This window comes from Streptomyces sp. NPDC059816 (assembly GCF_042732055.1).
Classification (GTDB): Bacteria; Actinomycetota; Actinomycetes; order Streptomycetales; family Streptomycetaceae; genus Streptomyces.
Genome location: NZ_JBHWIQ010000028.1, coordinates 59,661 through 75,151 on the forward strand (window position 1 = coordinate 59,661; position 15,491 = coordinate 75,151).

Consider the following 15,491-nt stretch of genomic DNA (forward strand, 5'->3'; position numbering starts at 1 on the left):
GCGCGGCACCGACTGCTCGGCGTTCAGCGTCGTGTGACGGGGCCTTTGGCCCGTGGGCAGCCGAGCGCCCGCAGCGTCATCATCAGCCGAGCGGGCCGGACGGCAGGGGCCCGCCCGCTGTGGCGTCTCGGCAGGCGCGACACCCCGCCGAGCAACGGGTCAGCCCCGGATCGGCGACCAGGGCGGGAACCACCGCGGCCAGTGTTGCCCGGGCCGGATGGGTGACCCAACGCGAGGCCCCTACGGTCGTGGTACGGGCGCAGGGTCGGAGCAGGGGCTCCAACCGGGGAAACCCTTCCGAGCAGGAGCCCACCTCCACCAGCGCGGTGCGCCCGTCCCGTGTGCGGGCCCAGCGTCGGAACAGTTGGCGCCCGGATCGCTGCTCGGCGAGGTGCAGCAGGGTCATCCGGTTCAGCCCGACCCCGACGAGTAGGCTCCGGCCGTCCCGTTCGGCCAGTGCCCGCAGCGGTGCGTACACGTCCACCGGACTCTGGCCACCAACGAGTTCGGTCGCTGCCGGCCCGAGCGCAGTGAACGAGTTCAACGGATGGTCGCCCCGACGGGTGCCCCGGCGAGTGAGCAGAGCAGCGGGGAAGACCCCGAGGTGGGGATTGACGAGCCCGCACTCGGGTGAGTTGGCGGCGGGCGCGGGGTGGGAGGGAAGCGGCCAGGGCCGGCCGTAGTCCACTCCGTTGCGGGCCGGGCGCATGGCGGGCCGGGCGGGTGGAGCCACTTCGAAGTGCGGTTCGGTGAAGGTTGGGACGAGGACGGTGCACCCCCGGTCCAGGAGCACGTCGGTGACGGCGTCCGCACCGCCGTCCACGCGGGCGCCGAAGGACCGCAGGGAAGCGTGAACCAGAACCGGCATCCCGGAGAGACCCAACTCGTCCGCGGCGCGTCCGAGGTGTTCGGCGGTGATGCTCACCCGCCCCTCCCTTCGTCGTGGGCGAGTGCCCAGGCGAGTTCGTAGCGGCTGGTCAAGGTTACGTACCGTGTGCTCCAGGGTGGCGAGGCCCAGCCGAGCGGGCGAGAGCAGCCGCAGCAGGATACGGGCCTCGGGGCGCCCCGGTGGGCGAAGGCGGCGGACCAGACGCACCCTCCAGAAGTGGTCGGCCGCGTCCGCCGTGCCGTAGGACGGCGACTCCAGGTCGCTCCGCCGCGCACCAGCCTGCCGCGCCACCGTGACCACTCCGCCCGCGAGCGCGGCCGGATCACCGACGGGGCCCGCATGACCGGACCGTCAAGCTGGCCCCGGCCGGGCCGCAACCCCCGACCCGCCCACCCCTCCGAGGACATGTCTGCATATCGCACGAGTGGGGGTCGAAGATTCCGTGGCGCAGCCCGAGTTCATGCACCAGCCATGGAACGGGAACCGCCCCCGCCCCCTCCTTCCGCATGGCGGGCCACCGACACGGTCCCCCGAAGCGGGCTCCGACAGAGAGCCCGAGGTCACGGGAAGCCGACGAGGCTCCCCATGCAGGAGAGGCATCATGCAGCGACGTACCTTTCTCACCGGCACCCTGCTCGGCGCGGCCTTCGCCACCGCACCGATCGCCGCCCTGACCACCACCAGCGCGTCCGCCGCCACGGTAACCGTCAGCTCCATCGCCGACCTCCAGCGGGAGATCGACCGCGCCGCGCCCGGCGACCGGATCGTCCTGGCCAACGGCACCTACGACGTCCCCGCCGCCGGCATCCGGATCTCGGGCAGGCACGGCATCGGTACGCACATCACCATCGTCTCCCAGAGCCGGGGCGGCGCGGTGCTCCAGGGCGATCGGAGCTTCGTCCTCAGCAACTCCAGCTCCATCACCATCAGCGGCTTCGCCTTCCGCCAGCGCCAGACCCTGGTGATCCCGGCGGACTGCTCCGACATCCGGCTCACCCGCAACGACTTCAAGTTCGCCGACACCGCGGGCGTCGACTGGGTCGTCGTGAAGGCGGACGGGGTCAAGGTCGACCGCAACTACTTCCACGACCGTTCCACCGAGGGCGTGTTCCTCGTCGCCGACGGCCCCGACGCCCCCGTCGACCCGAACAAGGAGACGATGGTCAAGGGCCTCACCATCCTCCGCAACCACTTCGCCCGTCACACCTACCCCGGGACCAACGGCGGCGAGTCCATCCGGCTCGGCGTCAGCCACCGGGCGCTCGACAACGCCGGGGCCGTGGTGGAGTACAACCTCTTCGAGCAGTGCAACGGGGACCCCGAGGCCATCTCCGTGAAGTCCTCCAACAACTTCATCCGCTACAACACCCTCCGCGACTGCGCCGGAGGCATCGTGCTGCGCCACGGCAACGGCACGCTCGTGCACGGCAACCACCTCATCGGCGGCACCGAGGGCATCCGGCTCTACGGCAACGACCACACGGTGTTCAACAACCACCTGACCGGGCTGTCCGGGCGCGCCTTCGTGATCGGCAGCGGCTCGGCCCGCGACCACCTCCCCGGCGAGTCCAAGCCCCTGCAACGGGGCAACGACGCCTGCGACCGGGCGCTGATCACCCACAACACCCTGGCCCACAACGCCCGCACCCTCGTGGGCGAGAACCGCGCCCACGAGCCCCGGGACGTCGTCCTCAGCAACAACATCCTGGTCGCCAACGCGGGCAGCCTGGTCGAGCTGGGGCAGAACACCGGCTTCACCTGGCAGGGCAACCTACTGTGGGGCCAGGCGGCCAACGGCACCATCCCCTCCGGCGGCTTCGTCCGCACCGATCCCCGCCTCCAGCAGGGTGCCGACGGAGTGTTCCGTCTCCTGCCGAACAGCCCGGCCATCGGCGCGGCCGTGCCGACGACCCATGCCGTGAACGACGACCTCGACGGCCACCCGCGCGGCAGCAGCCGTGACATCGGCTCGGACCAGTACACGACGGCGGTGCCCCTCCGTGCCCCGCTGACCACCGCGGACGTGGGCCCGAACGCGGCGTGAGTCCCGCTCCGGTACGGGTCACCGCGCCGCGGACCCGTACCGGAGCACCCTCCGAGCCCGATTCCCGTAGACCGGAGCCGTCGCGCGGATCGAGCCGGGGGAGTGCGACCACCCCGCGACGCCGCCCCCACTGTCAGACCGCCTCCGTAGGCTTCGCGCATGAGTGTTTCCCTCTACTACGGCGCGCACCGCGCGACACCCTTGAACGAGATCGAGTCGACCGTGGTGGCACGCGTGGTCACCGAGCGCACGGTTTCGTTCCCGTACGACGACGAGGAAGGCCTGTACCTGCACGACCGGGGCGCGGCCGAGCCGCGGGAGATCGTCGCCGGTTCCACCAAGATGCCCGCCGATCCCGACCGGGTGGTGCCGGTGATCGTCCATGTGCTGGATTCCGTGACGGAGTTGCGCCGGGCCGTGCCGGACGCCGAGTGGCACGTGCACCTGGACGACCTCGACGTTCCCTGGGACGAGGCCGACGGGTACGCACTGCCCGGGATGCGCGACGCGGGCCTCTGATCGCGGCGTTGGAGCCAGGACACCTGCTTCCCACGCCCGTCCACCGGGAAGGAACCACCCAGCACCGTCCGCCGCGGCACCCCGTGATCGGCAGGAGCGTGCCGCCGGCCAGGACGGGAGACCGGGCGCACGGACGTTCGCCATGGTCTTCGAGGAGAGGGAGGTCCCGCTCATGGACGGCGATTCCGGTGACGTCAGTGACGCGGTCGAACCCGGGTCGGACCAGGGATTCGGATACCGCAAGATCGAGCGCGGCGGGACGGTGCCGGAATGCCCCGTCGCCCGAGGAGACGACGGGGTCTGGGAGGTGAGCGGGTACGACGAGGCGCGTGCGGTACTGCGCAGTACATCGACCGTGCAGGCCGGGCTCGGCATCGAGACCACGTCGAAGCTACCGAATCGCATCCGGCGACCGGTGCTCTACCGGGACGGACCCGAGCACCGCGAACACCGCCGCCAAACGGCACGGTTCTTCACCCCGCGCCGTGTCGACCAGCACTACCGCGACGTCATGGTCCGCGTCGCTCAGACCCAGATCGACCGGCTCCGGACCGACCGCCGGGCGCGGCTGTCCGACCTCAGCTTCGACCTCGCGATCGAGGTGGCCTGCGCGGTCATCGGCCTGACGAACAGCAGGCCCGGCATCAAGGAACGACTGGAACGCTTCTTCCCGGAGCGATTCGGTACGCCGGGGCTGACGACTCCGCGCGGCATCTACTGGACGCTGCGGCAGAACACCAACTGGCTGCGGGTGTACGTCGGCGACGTGCGCCCCGCCGTACGGGCCCGCCGCCGGACCCGGCGCGACGATCTCATCTCCCATCTCATCGACGACGGCTGCTCCAACACGGAGATCCTCGGCGAGTGCCTCACCTTCGCGGCGGCGGGCATGGTCACCACCCGTGAGTTCATCAGCGCGGCGGCCTGGCACCTGTTCTCCGACACCGACCTGCTGGCCCACTACCAGGAAGCGGACGAGCCGGACAGGCTCGCGCTGCTCGGGGAGATCCTGCGACTCGAACCGGTCCTGGGCCGCCTCAGCCGCCGTACCACCGCACCGGTCGACCTGCCTGGCGCCAACGGCGGGACACTGACCGTCCCGGCCGGCGACCGCATCGACATCCTGCTCGACCACGTCAACGTCGACGAACGGACCGTCGGTGCCCGTCCGCGCAGCTTGCGCCCGGGACGGGCCATGAAGGACGCCGGAGCGCCGGGACTGGCCTTCGGCGACGGCCCGCACAAGTGCCCGGGACTCCACATCGCGCTCCTGGAGACGGACGTCTTCCTCAGCCGTCTGTTCGCCTTGCCCGGGGTGCGCATGGTGAACCCGCCGACGATCGGCTTCCTGGAGGCCATAGGCAGCTACGAGCTGCGGCACTGCGTACTGGAGATGAAGGGCGAGCACGCCGAATGAGCGCTTCCTCCTCTGCGCGGACACGGACTTCTTCCCACAGCGGTCCACGCCCTACGAGTCGACGCGTGGATCAGTTGCGGGACAACCTCGGTAGGCACCCCGCAGCGAGACCGTGCCCACTAGGTTCATAGCTCGGACTTACCTACGGGGGTAGACGTGCCGAACGGTGATCGCGAACCACCGCCGAAGTGCCCCGGTGGACATCTCGGAATGTCGACCAGCGCCGGCGTCGAAGTACAGAAACGACTGGAGGTCCTGATCCGTGACTTCCGCACCAGTGATCCTCCGATGCCCGTCGCCGTACTCCACGCGGAGGACGGCGCCGATGACGACCGCGTCATCGATCTCGTAGAAGAGTTGCACCGAGGGCAGGACGCGCACGGCACCCGGTGTGCCGTCGCCCCGGCCCAGCAGGAAGGCGCCACCGAAGTGCGGCGGGCCGCCGCGTTGGTACGCGATCTCGCCGATCCCCGACGGTGGGACGGACAGCGCTCGGTCTACCGGCGGTACGCCTTTCCCCGGCTACGCCTGGTGCAGGCCATCGAGGACGCGGTGGGGGAGTTGGGTGCCGACTGGCCCCAACCGGCATCCACCTCAGCCGGCCGACCCGACCCCGCCCTACGACTGCTGGACCAACTCGCCAAGCAGCGCTGGCGGCCGAAGGACACCAGACGCTGGAACCCGGGGCCTGCCCAGCTCGACATGGCCCACATACTTCCGGCCAGCCTCGTTGCCGGCCTCGCGGCCCTGCTAGCCAGGAGCCACTGGTCGGTGGCGTTGGCGTCCGGGGTGGGGTTCCTCCTCCTCCTGTTACTGCTGGACAACGTCCTGCCGGGACGGGCGCCGATCTTCCTCTGGCTGCGTCGTGAAAGTCGGTGGTTCATGACCACGACCTTCCTGAGGGCCGCATCGCGCGGGCGTCCCACCGACGTCTCGCTCTTGCGCCCGATCGGCTCCTGGAAGGCCATCGCGGCGCGCGCGTACGACGTGGCCGAGGCGCTCCAGGAGGGAGATGACTTCCAACTCCAACTCTATGTGTTGGCGCTGTTCGAAGACCTGCGCGACAACCACCGCCGCTGGAGCTGGGACCTCCGTGGCCTCAAACGGCATCGGCCCCCCATGCTCTTCCTGCCCCACGTGGGCGTGGACAACGGCGGCGTCGAGCTGATCAAGGCGGTCAGCGATGTACGCAGTCGCCGCAGCGAACTGGACCCGCTGTTGATCGTCGCCGCGGTACCGGGCTCCGAGCTGCACCGACTCCAGCGCACGGTGATCCAAGAACCCGGCGGCACCCTGTGGATCTGGTACCAGGAATGGGCACGCAACCTCCGCGCAGGCCAGTCACCCAGTCGCGAGCTCGCCGAACTGCCCTGGGTGTTGAAGGTCCCCCTGCCCAGTACCCGTCTGGGCCCGCTCGCCGATGGACAACTGCCCTGTGTGCGCGCCGACTCGCGGCCCACCACCGCCCGGGTGGTGTGGTCCGTGCACGCTCTGACCATGGTGTTGCTGCTGATTGCCGCGGGCATCTGGGCGCGGGCCGACAACCTCCAGGACGCGTACTGTTCGGCGTCGGTCCTCACGGCCAACCGCGACACCGTACGCAAACCCGGACCCGACGAGCGCACCGAGTGCATAGGAGTCGCCACCGGCGACGTCCGCTTCGCGACGTGGCTCCCCAACAACGGGACGTCATCCGCCGAGGACGACACCGCGTGGTCGGTGCCCTGGCTGGAGGACCGGATCGCGAGTCGGAACCGGGAGGTCCTCGCCAAGTACCGCGACACGTACGTGACCGTCATCTACGCCGGACCGCTCAGCTACGACCCCGACAAGGGCACGTCCCCCGTGAAGGGCATCGAGGAACTGGCCGGCGTCTACCTGGCGCAGGCGGTCATCAACGACACCTACCCCGTCAAGCTCCGGGTCCTGGTCGCCAACGGCGGGGTGGACCTCCACCATCAACAGGACATGGCCGACACCATCGCCGCGTACGCTGCCGACGATCCCACCGTGGTCGGTGTGGTCGGCACCGGCCGCGATCTGAAGTCGAGCGAGAAGACCACCGAGACGTTGCAGGACGCGGGGCTCCCGGTGGTCTCCGGAACCAACTCGGCCACCCACCTGCCCCGCAAGTTCGCCAACTGGTTCAGCCTCGCCGCTCCCGATGAATGGCAGGCCAAGCAACTCGGCCTGCTGGCAGCACAATTGAGTGAACCGGGTGAGAAGCAACACGCCTTGGTCCTGGCCCGTGACACCAGCAAGTCGGACGACCTCTACACCGACGAACAAGCCAAGTACGGCCAACGGATGCTGAAACGACAGGGCTTCTCAACTTTGCGGCAGCGCCGCTACCTCCTCGCAGGCGGAAAACCCGAACTGCGCGTGCACACGGAGAGGATCTGTCAGAGCTCCCAAGTGCCCTCCGTGATCTACTTCGCCGGACGGGCGGAGGACATCGGCCCCTTGATGGCGCAGCTCGGCACCGAACCGGGCTGCGCACAGCGCAACATCTCCATCCTCACCGGTGACGACCTCTCCAAGGCCAAGTTCACCCAGGGAAAGGACGGAGTGGCACCCAAGGTCACGCTGTACCACGCGGCCCTGGCAGAGCTGGAGAAGGCAGCCTCGTCGACCACCTTCTACAAGGATGCGAAAGAGCACCTACTGGATCAGGAGGACGCACAGCCGACGCACGAAACCGGTGTCTTCTCCAGTGGTCAGACGGCGTTGAACCACGATGCGACGCGGGCGCTGTACTGGGCCGCAACCCGCGGCAGCGACCCGCAGAGCCGTGCGGCGACCTGGGTGAACCTCCGCACCGTCAAGCTCAGCGGAATGGCGACGGGCACCATCGACTTCACCGGAGCGCCGCTCTACGGCGACCGCAGCGGACACAGCGTGGCACTCAAACAGGTACGAAGCTCGGCGGACGGCACCCCACGGACACGGTTGATCTGTAGCAGGGTCGCCGGCGACGCCAAGCCGCTCACTCCACGCGAATGCACGATCAACTCCCCTTCCTGAGAAGGTGACACGGGCTATCGACACCGAGGCTAGCGCGGAGCACCCGTGAGGTCCGGCACCCTGCGGGTGCGCTCCGCGATCCAGCCCGCCATCGCCCGCACGCCGACGCCGATGGCGCGTTCATCCGGAGCGAAGTCGGGGTAGTGCGGATAGCTCGCCGTGACAGGCGTGCCAGGTCCGCGGACACCGAGGAAGGTGTACGTACCGGGGAGCCGGTCCATGAAGAGGGCGAAGTCCTCACCGCTGAAGGGCGGGAAAGCAGCGTGCAGTTCGGTGACCGCGTTCCGGCCGACGGTGCCCCGCAGGTGGCGGGCGAGCAGGCGGGCATCACGCTCCGAACACACCATGGCCGGGAACGGCTCAGCGGGGAAGCGCACCTCGGCCCCCGTGAACGACCTGGTCAGTCGACGGACGTCTGCGCGCACCTCCACGTACCGCTCCTGCGGCCAGCAACGATACGACACGTTCACCTTGTCGCCCCGGGCCGTTGCCCGGACCGCTACGAACCGGGCCAGCGGCCCGTCGGGCGTCTGCGCCTGGGCGACGATCCGCTCCAGGTCCGCGGGGGTCTGTGGCAGAGCCACGGTCGCGAGCGCGCCGAGCTCGACCGCCAGGCGCCGCACGGAATCGTCCGCGTCCGGCCCGGAGACCGTCACCTCAGCCTTGTCCTGACCCGGCATCCCGTAACCCGGGGTCACCGCGAACTGACCGACGGGAAAGGGCCCGCAGTGCAGCGCATGGACTTCATCGACGTTCTCACGCTCCAGCACACCGGATGCGATCATCGAACGGGCGCCGGACAGCGTCTCCTCGGCGGGCTGGAAGAGAAGGACCACCGTTCCCTTCAACCGGTGCCGCAACCGCGCCAGGACCCGCGCGACGCCGATGCCCACCGTGGTGTGGACGTCGTGTCCGCAGAGATGAGCCGGCGCGGAACCTCCCCCGACGATGTCGGTGGGCGGGACCGCGTCCATGTCCGCCCGGTAGGCGACGGTCCGTCCCGGACCCGAGCCCTTCAGGACCCCGACGACTCCGTGCCCGCCCACCCCGGTAGTGACGGCCAACCCTGCCGCCCGCAGTTCCCGGGCCACCACCGCAGCCGTGCGCTGCTCCTGCCCCGGCGCCTCAGGATGCCGATGCAGGTCGCGCCGCAGCTCGATCAGTACCCGCTCCAGACGCGCCGCCTCGGCAGCCACCGCGGCCTGCCCCACCGGACCGCTCCACCCACCCGCAGTGGCCTTCCCCGTGCCCACCCCCACCATGCCCGCCCCGGCTGCCGCAGTGCCGGCCAGTAACGCGCGACGCGCGGGCCCCTGCTCCTTCGGATGATCCACGGTTGCCCCTTTGACTCAAGTCGTCTTCCGGGACACACGATCGCCGCACCCGCATGCCCTTGCCCATCCGGTGAGCCACCCCTTGGTGGTGGGGGTAACCACACCGCGGGAGAAAGGAGTTGGTGGCCGACAGTCGACTTCCCGCCGGAATCACGTACGGGAGGCCGATACGACCGTGCCCACCCGGCAGGAACGGTCACCGGCGAGTGCGCCCAACAGGAAGGCCGCGTACCCGCCCAACAGGAGCAGCAGGATGCGCCCGCTGCCGCCCTCGTCGGTCCGTGGGTAGAGCCCGCCAGCGGCTAGGACGAGGACGACGTCGAGCAGTTGGCCGACGATCACGACGGCGATACCGAGACGGGTTCCGTACCCGGCCGGGAGGAGCCGCCCGACCAGGACGCCGATGCCCGTGAAGCCGGCGGCGACTCCTGCTGCGGTCAGGGTGGCCGGGGTGTCCGCGAGCGTCGGTGCCAGGGCGATGACCCCCGCCGTGGCCGCCACCCAGATCACCGAAGCCCCGACGGTCTCGGGCCATACGCGCACCAGCCGTTGCACACCCACCACGTTGCACCTCGCCATTCCGCTAGTATGTAGCGATCGCTACATAGGCTACATGCCGTTCGAGGAGGAAGCGCGTGTCCCGTCGTGAGGAGCTGTTGAGCGCGGCCATGGGGTACGTGGGGCAGCACAGCCTCGCGGCGCTCACCCTGCGGCCCCTCGCTGCCGCGTTGGGCACCAGCGACCGCATGCTCGTGTATCACTTCGGCAGTCGCGAGGGGCTGGTGGTGGCTCTGCTGGACCGGGCCTTCGCCGACCTCGCCGTCGTGTGGCGCGGTCAGCCGGTCGCCAAGCCGTCCGATCTGGTGCGCGCGTTGTGGCATGCCTTCGAGGAGCCCGGGGTCCGCGTGGCCATGCGCCTGTATCTGGAAGCGGCCTCGTTGGCCGGCACGAGCGAGCTGTGGAGCGAGCAGCTGGCACCGGCCACGGCGGCCTACCTCCACACCGCGGAGCAGTGGCTCATCGAAACGGGTGTGCCCCCCGCCATCGCCCCGAAGGCCGCTCGTCTCACCTCCGCCACCCTGGACGGTCTGCTCCTGCAGTTGAGCATCGACGGAGATCGGGGCGCGGCAGAAGAAGCCGTGGAGTTGCTGGCCCGCCAGCTGGACGGTCTATCCGATTGAACCCACCTGTGCTGTTCGGCTGATCCGGCACCGAGGCTCTCCCACCCTCACATGCGGCGGTACCGGACCGAACGCCCACGGTGGTCTAGCTGCGGCGGCGCAAGGAGATGAGGAGGGCCTCGTTCGCGTCGCGCGTGATGAACACGCCGTGTCCCTTCAGGTCTCCGACGACGGGGGCTTTGGTTCCGGGTTCGAGGGGCTCGGGGGTGCCGGTGGGGGTGGTGAGGTCGAGTTGGACCAGGGTGGGGCTTTCGGTCTCGGCGGTTTCTTCGACGACGCCGTAGGCGGTGCCCCGGTTGTCGACGGAGGCGACCAGCACCGTCTTGCGGTTGCCGTCACCGGCCGTGCAGAGGCCCTTCTTGCGTTCCAGGTCGAAGGTGACCGGGCCAGCGAACAGGAAGCGGTCGTTGATCGAGGTGACGGCCTCGGTGTCCCGGCTGCCGTGGTCGGAGGACGGCACCGTGTAGTCGCAGCGCATGCTGGCCAGCAGTTGCCCGGTGCGAATGTCGTGGACGGACCAGGTCGGGTGGGCGGCGGCGCCCTCGGCCTGAGGGTCGGGGTGCCAGGCGGCGAGCACGCGGCCGTTGGTGGTGCTGTGGACGACACCGTTGAGCGAACCCCACATTCCGGAAGTCTCGGGAAGGCCTCGGGGGCGAACGTCGTTGCTGGACCAGCGGCCGGGCAGGCCGAAGCCTCCGCCGCCGCTGGTGACCAGAGGGGTACCACCGACCACGTCCACGACTCGGCTCCCGGAGCAGGACCCTTGCTCCGTGCACTGCGGCAGCAGCCTGTCGGGGGCCTTGTGCACGGTCACCTTGCCGCTGGCCATGTCGACTGCTGCGGTCGATGACGGGTAGAGCGCTTCGGCACCCCACCCCACGAGCAGTTCTCCGTCCCTGCCCCCGTGCAGGCTGATCGCGCCCGGCGCGGCGGAGAGGGGGACGTCGATCTCGCGCAGCGGCTTCACGGCCTCGCCCTGCGCGTCGGCCGGGTAGACGGACAGTCGCAGGACTTCGGTCCCCTCGTGCAGCTCGTCCTTGTCGCGGATGCCGTGGGTCCAGGCGACGAAGTGATCGGACCCGTTGATCGCGACGGTCTCCAGACCGGGGATCTCGGTCCGGGCGTCTCCGCCGCCGAGGCCACCCTCCCCGGCCTCAACGGGAGTCAGCGGCTGCAACGCGGCTGAGGTCCACCGCACCCTCCCGTCGGCCGCGTCGCGCGCGCGGACGGTGTAGCCGTTCGACGCGGCGAGGATCACGGCGACCTGGTCCTCGGTGGCCTCGACGGGGATCGTGTAGATCGACCTGGGGACCCACGCCAACGACTCGTCCCAGCCCTGCGCGGGCCGGTACCCAGGCGGCACGCTGAGAGTCGCGACTTTCATCACCGGTGGCTTCTTCTTGCCCGCGCCGTCGCCCTTGCCCGTGTCCGGGCCGTCACCGGAGCCCCCGCATCCGGCCAGTACCATCACCGCGGCCAAAGCTCCCGCTCCGACTGCAACTCCCCCGCGCATAAGACTCCTTGGTCCGTCCTGTCCGTGCACCCGCCAGCGGACGCTGCACGGTTCCGTCCAGCCATCGAAGCTATCAGCCGACCCTTCCACGATCAGAACGGGCCGATGTGCGGGTAGGGTCCTTGAACGGCGCGCACCAAGGGAGTTGGGGGCGAAGCGAGCCTTAGCCGAGAGAAGAGCAGAGCTGCCCGTTCGGGGTCGAGCTGCTCCGTGGCCGGACGGGCGGCCCTCGACCCCGCCCCCACGCCGCCCTCCGGCCACGGGGCCGCGGGCTCGGAAGAGGGCGTGGTGTCCCGTTCACCGCCCGATCCCGAGCGTGCACCAGGGCCTACTCGGCCCTGGTGCACGCCTTCAACCAGCGAGTGCGGCCTGACCTGTGCGGAGGAGGGTTCTTCGCTTCACGGCACCAGCACCAGGCGACCGCGCAGCCCGCCCGCCTCCAGCCTGCGGTGCGCCTCGGCGACCTCGTCCAGCGGCAGGACGTCCGCGACCCGCGGGCGCAGTCCCGCGGCGGCCACCTCGGCGAGGCGGGGGCCGTCCGCGCGGATCCACACGTTGCCCACTCGGATGCCACGCAGCGGCGTCGGTGCGTTGCCCCGCACGCTCACCAGCGAGCCCCCGCCGCGCACCGCGTCCAGCGCGAGCGTGCCCACGGATGCCGCATCAACCGCGGCATGGACGCCGCCGGGCACCAGGTGGCGCACGGCGGCGGGCAGGTCCGCGGTCCGCGGCACGAAGAACTCCGTGCCGAGATCGCGCAGCAACTCCTCGTCGCCGGCGCTCGCGACGGCGACCACCCGCAGACCGGCCCGCGCGGCGAGTTGCACCGTGTACCCGCCCACCGCCCCCGCCGCTCCGGTGACCAGCAGCGTGTCGCCGGGCTTGGCGCCAGCGATGTCGAGCGCTTGAACAGCGGTGAGCCCGCCCAAGGGGAGGGTCGCCGCAGCCACCAGGTCGATGCCCGTCGGCACCGCGGTGACCGCGTCCGTGTCCAGCACGACGTACTCGGCCTGCGCCTTGGAGGGCAGCGACAGCCGGTCGGACAGTCCGATCACCGCGTCGCCGGGGCGGAGGCCGACGACGTCGGGGCCGAGCGTGTCGACGGTGCCGGAGACGTCCCAGCCGATGCCGATGGCCTCCCGTTCCGGGATCAGCCCCGCCGCGGTGAGCGCGCCGGAGCGGGTCTGGAGGTCCACCGGGTTGACAGCCGCGGCGGCGACCCGAATCCGGATCTGGCCCGGTCCCGGCTCCGGCACCGGGACGTCCGTCACTTCAAGAACTTCAGGGCCGCCGAAGGAACGAATGATCACAGTTCTCATGTCCACGAACCTAAAGGGCGTTACTCTCCATCAGGAAGTACGCACTTTGGAGTGCGTACCCGACCTGGGAGTGCCATGGTGACGCGCACCGCCGCTCAGCGCCGTTCCGACGAGCGGGCCGCCTACGACGCCTACCTCGCCACCTGCCCGGCCCGGCAGTTGCTGGAGCGGATCAGCGACAAGTGGGTGAGTCTGGTGCTGAACGCACTGGCGGCCGGGCCGTTGCGGTATCGCGACCTGAACCGGATCATCGCTGGGGTCAGCCAGAAGATGCTCACCCAGACGCTGCGTGCCCTGGAACGTGACGGCCTGCTCACCCGCACGGTGACCCCGTCGGTGCCCGTCCGGGTCGACTACCAGCTCACCCCGCTCGGCCACAGCCTCCTGCCGGTGATGGCCTCGATCAAGGCGTGGGCCGAGTGCCACATCGAGGAAGTCCAAACCGCCCGCATCGACTACGACCAGGGCGCCGGCGCGCACGCACCCACCTCCTAGAGAACGGGGGTGGCGACGTCGAGGCGGGCCGGGTTGAGGTCACCCGGATTCGGCGGAGCCGAGATGACGGGTGTCACCGAGGCTGACGACTTGGCGGTTGTGGAAGAAGTCGTCTTCGCGCAGTGTGGTGATGCTCCCGGACGGCGCCCGGAAACTGGCATAGCCGGCTGACTCGATCGGCATCTTGATCCAGGACGCCACGACGCACGTCAGAGAGCCACCGTGCGTCACGATGATCTGGTGTTCGCAAGGGTTCCGCAGGATCTCGTCCACGGCCGCGTAGATGCGTTGTGCCCACGCCGCCTTGGTCTCCGCGCCCTGCACGCCCTCGTCGTGGCCCATGCGTTCCCCGGCAGTCGGCGGTGGGATGAAGCGTTGGTCGAGCCACTCCTGTGGCCTTCCTTCCGCCTCGCCGTATGACTTCTCCCGTAGCCTGCGATCCAGGACCGGCTTCACGCCGAACAGCTCGGCCACCTCATCGGCCGTCCGCAGGGTGCGCTGCAGATCCGAAGAGAACAGCGCCACCTCGGCGCCGTCCGGGATCCGGGCCCGCAACGCCTGGGCAATGGAGACCGCCGCACGGACACCGGCGGGCGTCAGCTGTGAGTCATGCCATCCGCCGACGACTCCCTCGACGTGGTGCGTCGCCTCCGGATGGGTGACGACGTGAAGAGTGCTCTTCCTGAGCCGCTGTCGCGCTTGACTGCCTACGATGGTGCGACTGGTGACGAGGCGACGGGGCAACGATGCGCATCGCGGTGACGGGGGCGGCGGGCAGGCTCGGTGGAAGGGTGGTGCAGTTGCTCGCGGAGCGGGCCGATGTGGACGTCGTAGCGATGACTCGACGGAAGCTGCCTGCCGAGGCGTTGCCGCCCCAGGTGGAGGCCGCCGTTGCCGACTACGCCGATCCGCCCGCTCTGCGCGCGGCGCTGAAAGGCGTGGACACGCTGGTCTTCATCTCCAGTGACGGGCCCGACGCACGGGTGCTGCTCCACCACCGCAACGTTGTCGCCGCCGTGGCCACCGAGCGCGTCGGCCATGTGGCAGCGCTGAGCAGCGTTGACGCCGACATGGCGTCCCCGTTCTGCTACGCCGTGGTCAACCGGCTCACCGAAGATCTGCTCCTGGCCTCTGGCGTCTCGTGCTCGTTCGCCAGGGCTTCGCTGTACATCGAGTTCTTCCAAGCTTGGCTCACTGAGGCGCGCGTGACCGGGCTGTTGAGGCTCCCGGCAGCGGACGGCCGGATCTCCTTGGTGGCGCGCGACGACGTGGCCCGCGCCCTCGCCGCACTCGCGGTGGGTGAGCCGACCGGCCGTCACCATGACATCACGGGACCTGAGTCGCTGGACCTGGCAGGCATCGCCTCGATCACGGCGCAGGCGTGGGGGACGCCTGTCACCTACGTGAACATCCCGGCTGATACGTACAGTGCCGAGACGGCGGCGACCAGCCTGGATCCTTGGTGGCTCTACGCCTTCTCGTCCATGTTCGCCTCGGTGCGCGAGCAGCGTTGGGACCGAGTCCGAAACGACTACGCCCAGCTGATCGGCCGCTCCCCCCTCGCTCTCCGCGACGTCCTGTCAGGAGCTTGACGGCCTCCGGGCTGAGCAGCCCACAGCCACGGTCAGCGATGGAGGACCCCTTCGGTCGCTGGCGCGAGGACCTGGCCGGGGCGCGGAAGCAACCGGTCGCTTGGAAGCCCCCACCGTTCGTCCCGCTCCTCGCCCGACGCATCGGGCCCACCCCGCCCGTGATC

General features: G+C 69.9%; 13 protein-coding genes. 7 read left to right on the top strand and 6 right to left on the bottom strand.

What is annotated here, in order from left to right:
- Window positions 1-82 precede the first annotated feature (82 nt).
- Complete coding sequence (locus ACFV88_RS29665) at window positions 83-925, bottom strand: AAC(3) family N-acetyltransferase (RefSeq protein ID WP_385495087.1); 843 nt, start codon at window positions 923-925, stop codon at window positions 83-85.
- A gap of 565 nt (window positions 926-1,490) precedes the next feature.
- Between ACFV88_RS29665 and ACFV88_RS29670 the strand changes: the two genes are divergently transcribed.
- The 4 genes from ACFV88_RS29670 (at window position 1,491) to ACFV88_RS29685 (ending at window position 7,893) form a co-directional block, all read left to right on the top strand.
- The gene (locus tag ACFV88_RS29670) at window positions 1,491-2,933 is read left to right on the top strand and encodes a chondroitinase-B domain-containing protein (RefSeq protein WP_385495088.1); all 1,443 of its coding nucleotides are present in this window, start codon (window positions 1,491-1,493) and stop codon (window positions 2,931-2,933) included.
- A 159-nt stretch (window positions 2,934-3,092) separates the two neighbouring features.
- Entirely contained in the window at window positions 3,093-3,452 is a 360-nt protein-coding gene (locus tag ACFV88_RS29675; protein ID WP_385495089.1) for a hypothetical protein, read from the top strand.
- Window positions 3,453-3,624: 172 nt separating this feature from the next.
- A complete protein-coding gene (locus ACFV88_RS29680; RefSeq protein ID WP_385495091.1) occupies window positions 3,625-4,869 on the top strand; it encodes a cytochrome P450 in 1,245 nt (414 codons plus the stop codon).
- Between the two features lie 210 nt (window positions 4,870-5,079).
- On the top strand, window positions 5,080-7,893 hold the full coding sequence (locus tag ACFV88_RS29685; RefSeq protein WP_385495092.1) for an ABC transporter substrate-binding protein: 2,814 nt from the start codon (window positions 5,080-5,082) through the stop codon (window positions 7,891-7,893).
- Window positions 7,894-7,922: 29 nt separating this feature from the next.
- Here ACFV88_RS29685 and ACFV88_RS29690 read toward each other — a convergent pair whose 3' ends face one another.
- Together ACFV88_RS29690 and ACFV88_RS29695 are read right to left on the bottom strand one after the other, a co-directional pair.
- On the bottom strand, window positions 7,923-9,155 hold the full coding sequence (locus ACFV88_RS29690) for a M20 family metallopeptidase (protein WP_385495145.1): 1,233 nt from the start codon (window positions 9,153-9,155) through the stop codon (window positions 7,923-7,925).
- A 222-nt stretch (window positions 9,156-9,377) separates the two neighbouring features.
- On the bottom strand, window positions 9,378-9,806 hold the full coding sequence (locus ACFV88_RS29695; protein ID WP_385495093.1) for a hypothetical protein: 429 nt from the start codon (window positions 9,804-9,806) through the stop codon (window positions 9,378-9,380).
- 56 nt (window positions 9,807-9,862) lie between these two features.
- Between ACFV88_RS29695 and ACFV88_RS29700 the strand changes: the two genes are divergently transcribed.
- Window positions 9,863-10,408, top strand: a complete 546-nt coding sequence (locus tag ACFV88_RS29700; RefSeq protein WP_385495094.1) for a TetR/AcrR family transcriptional regulator — start codon at window positions 9,863-9,865, stop codon at window positions 10,406-10,408.
- An 85-nt stretch (window positions 10,409-10,493) separates the two neighbouring features.
- Here the strand turns inward: ACFV88_RS29700 and ACFV88_RS29705 are convergent, their stop codons facing one another.
- Complete coding sequence (locus tag ACFV88_RS29705; protein ID WP_385495096.1) at window positions 10,494-11,792, bottom strand: hypothetical protein; 1,299 nt, start codon at window positions 11,790-11,792, stop codon at window positions 10,494-10,496.
- 527 nt (window positions 11,793-12,319) lie between these two features.
- Complete coding sequence (locus ACFV88_RS29710) at window positions 12,320-13,240, bottom strand: NADP-dependent oxidoreductase (RefSeq protein ID WP_385495097.1); 921 nt, start codon at window positions 13,238-13,240, stop codon at window positions 12,320-12,322.
- 75 nt (window positions 13,241-13,315) lie between these two features.
- Here ACFV88_RS29710 and ACFV88_RS29715 point away from each other — a divergent pair, with 75 nt between their 5' ends.
- Complete coding sequence (locus ACFV88_RS29715) at window positions 13,316-13,735, top strand: winged helix-turn-helix transcriptional regulator (RefSeq protein WP_385495098.1); 420 nt, start codon at window positions 13,316-13,318, stop codon at window positions 13,733-13,735.
- 39 nt (window positions 13,736-13,774) lie between these two features.
- Here the strand turns inward: ACFV88_RS29715 and ACFV88_RS29720 are convergent, their stop codons facing one another.
- Window positions 13,775-14,449 carry a histidine phosphatase family protein gene (locus ACFV88_RS29720; RefSeq protein ID WP_385495148.1) on the bottom strand — a complete coding sequence of 225 codons (675 nt, stop codon included), beginning with the start codon at window positions 14,447-14,449 and terminating at the stop codon, window positions 13,775-13,777.
- Window positions 14,450-14,481: 32 nt separating this feature from the next.
- On the opposite strand from ACFV88_RS29720, the gene ACFV88_RS29725 reads away from it, so the two are divergent.
- A complete protein-coding gene (locus tag ACFV88_RS29725; RefSeq protein ID WP_385495099.1) occupies window positions 14,482-15,327 on the top strand; it encodes an NAD(P)H-binding protein in 846 nt (281 codons plus the stop codon).
- Window positions 15,328-15,491: the final 164 nt, after the last annotated feature.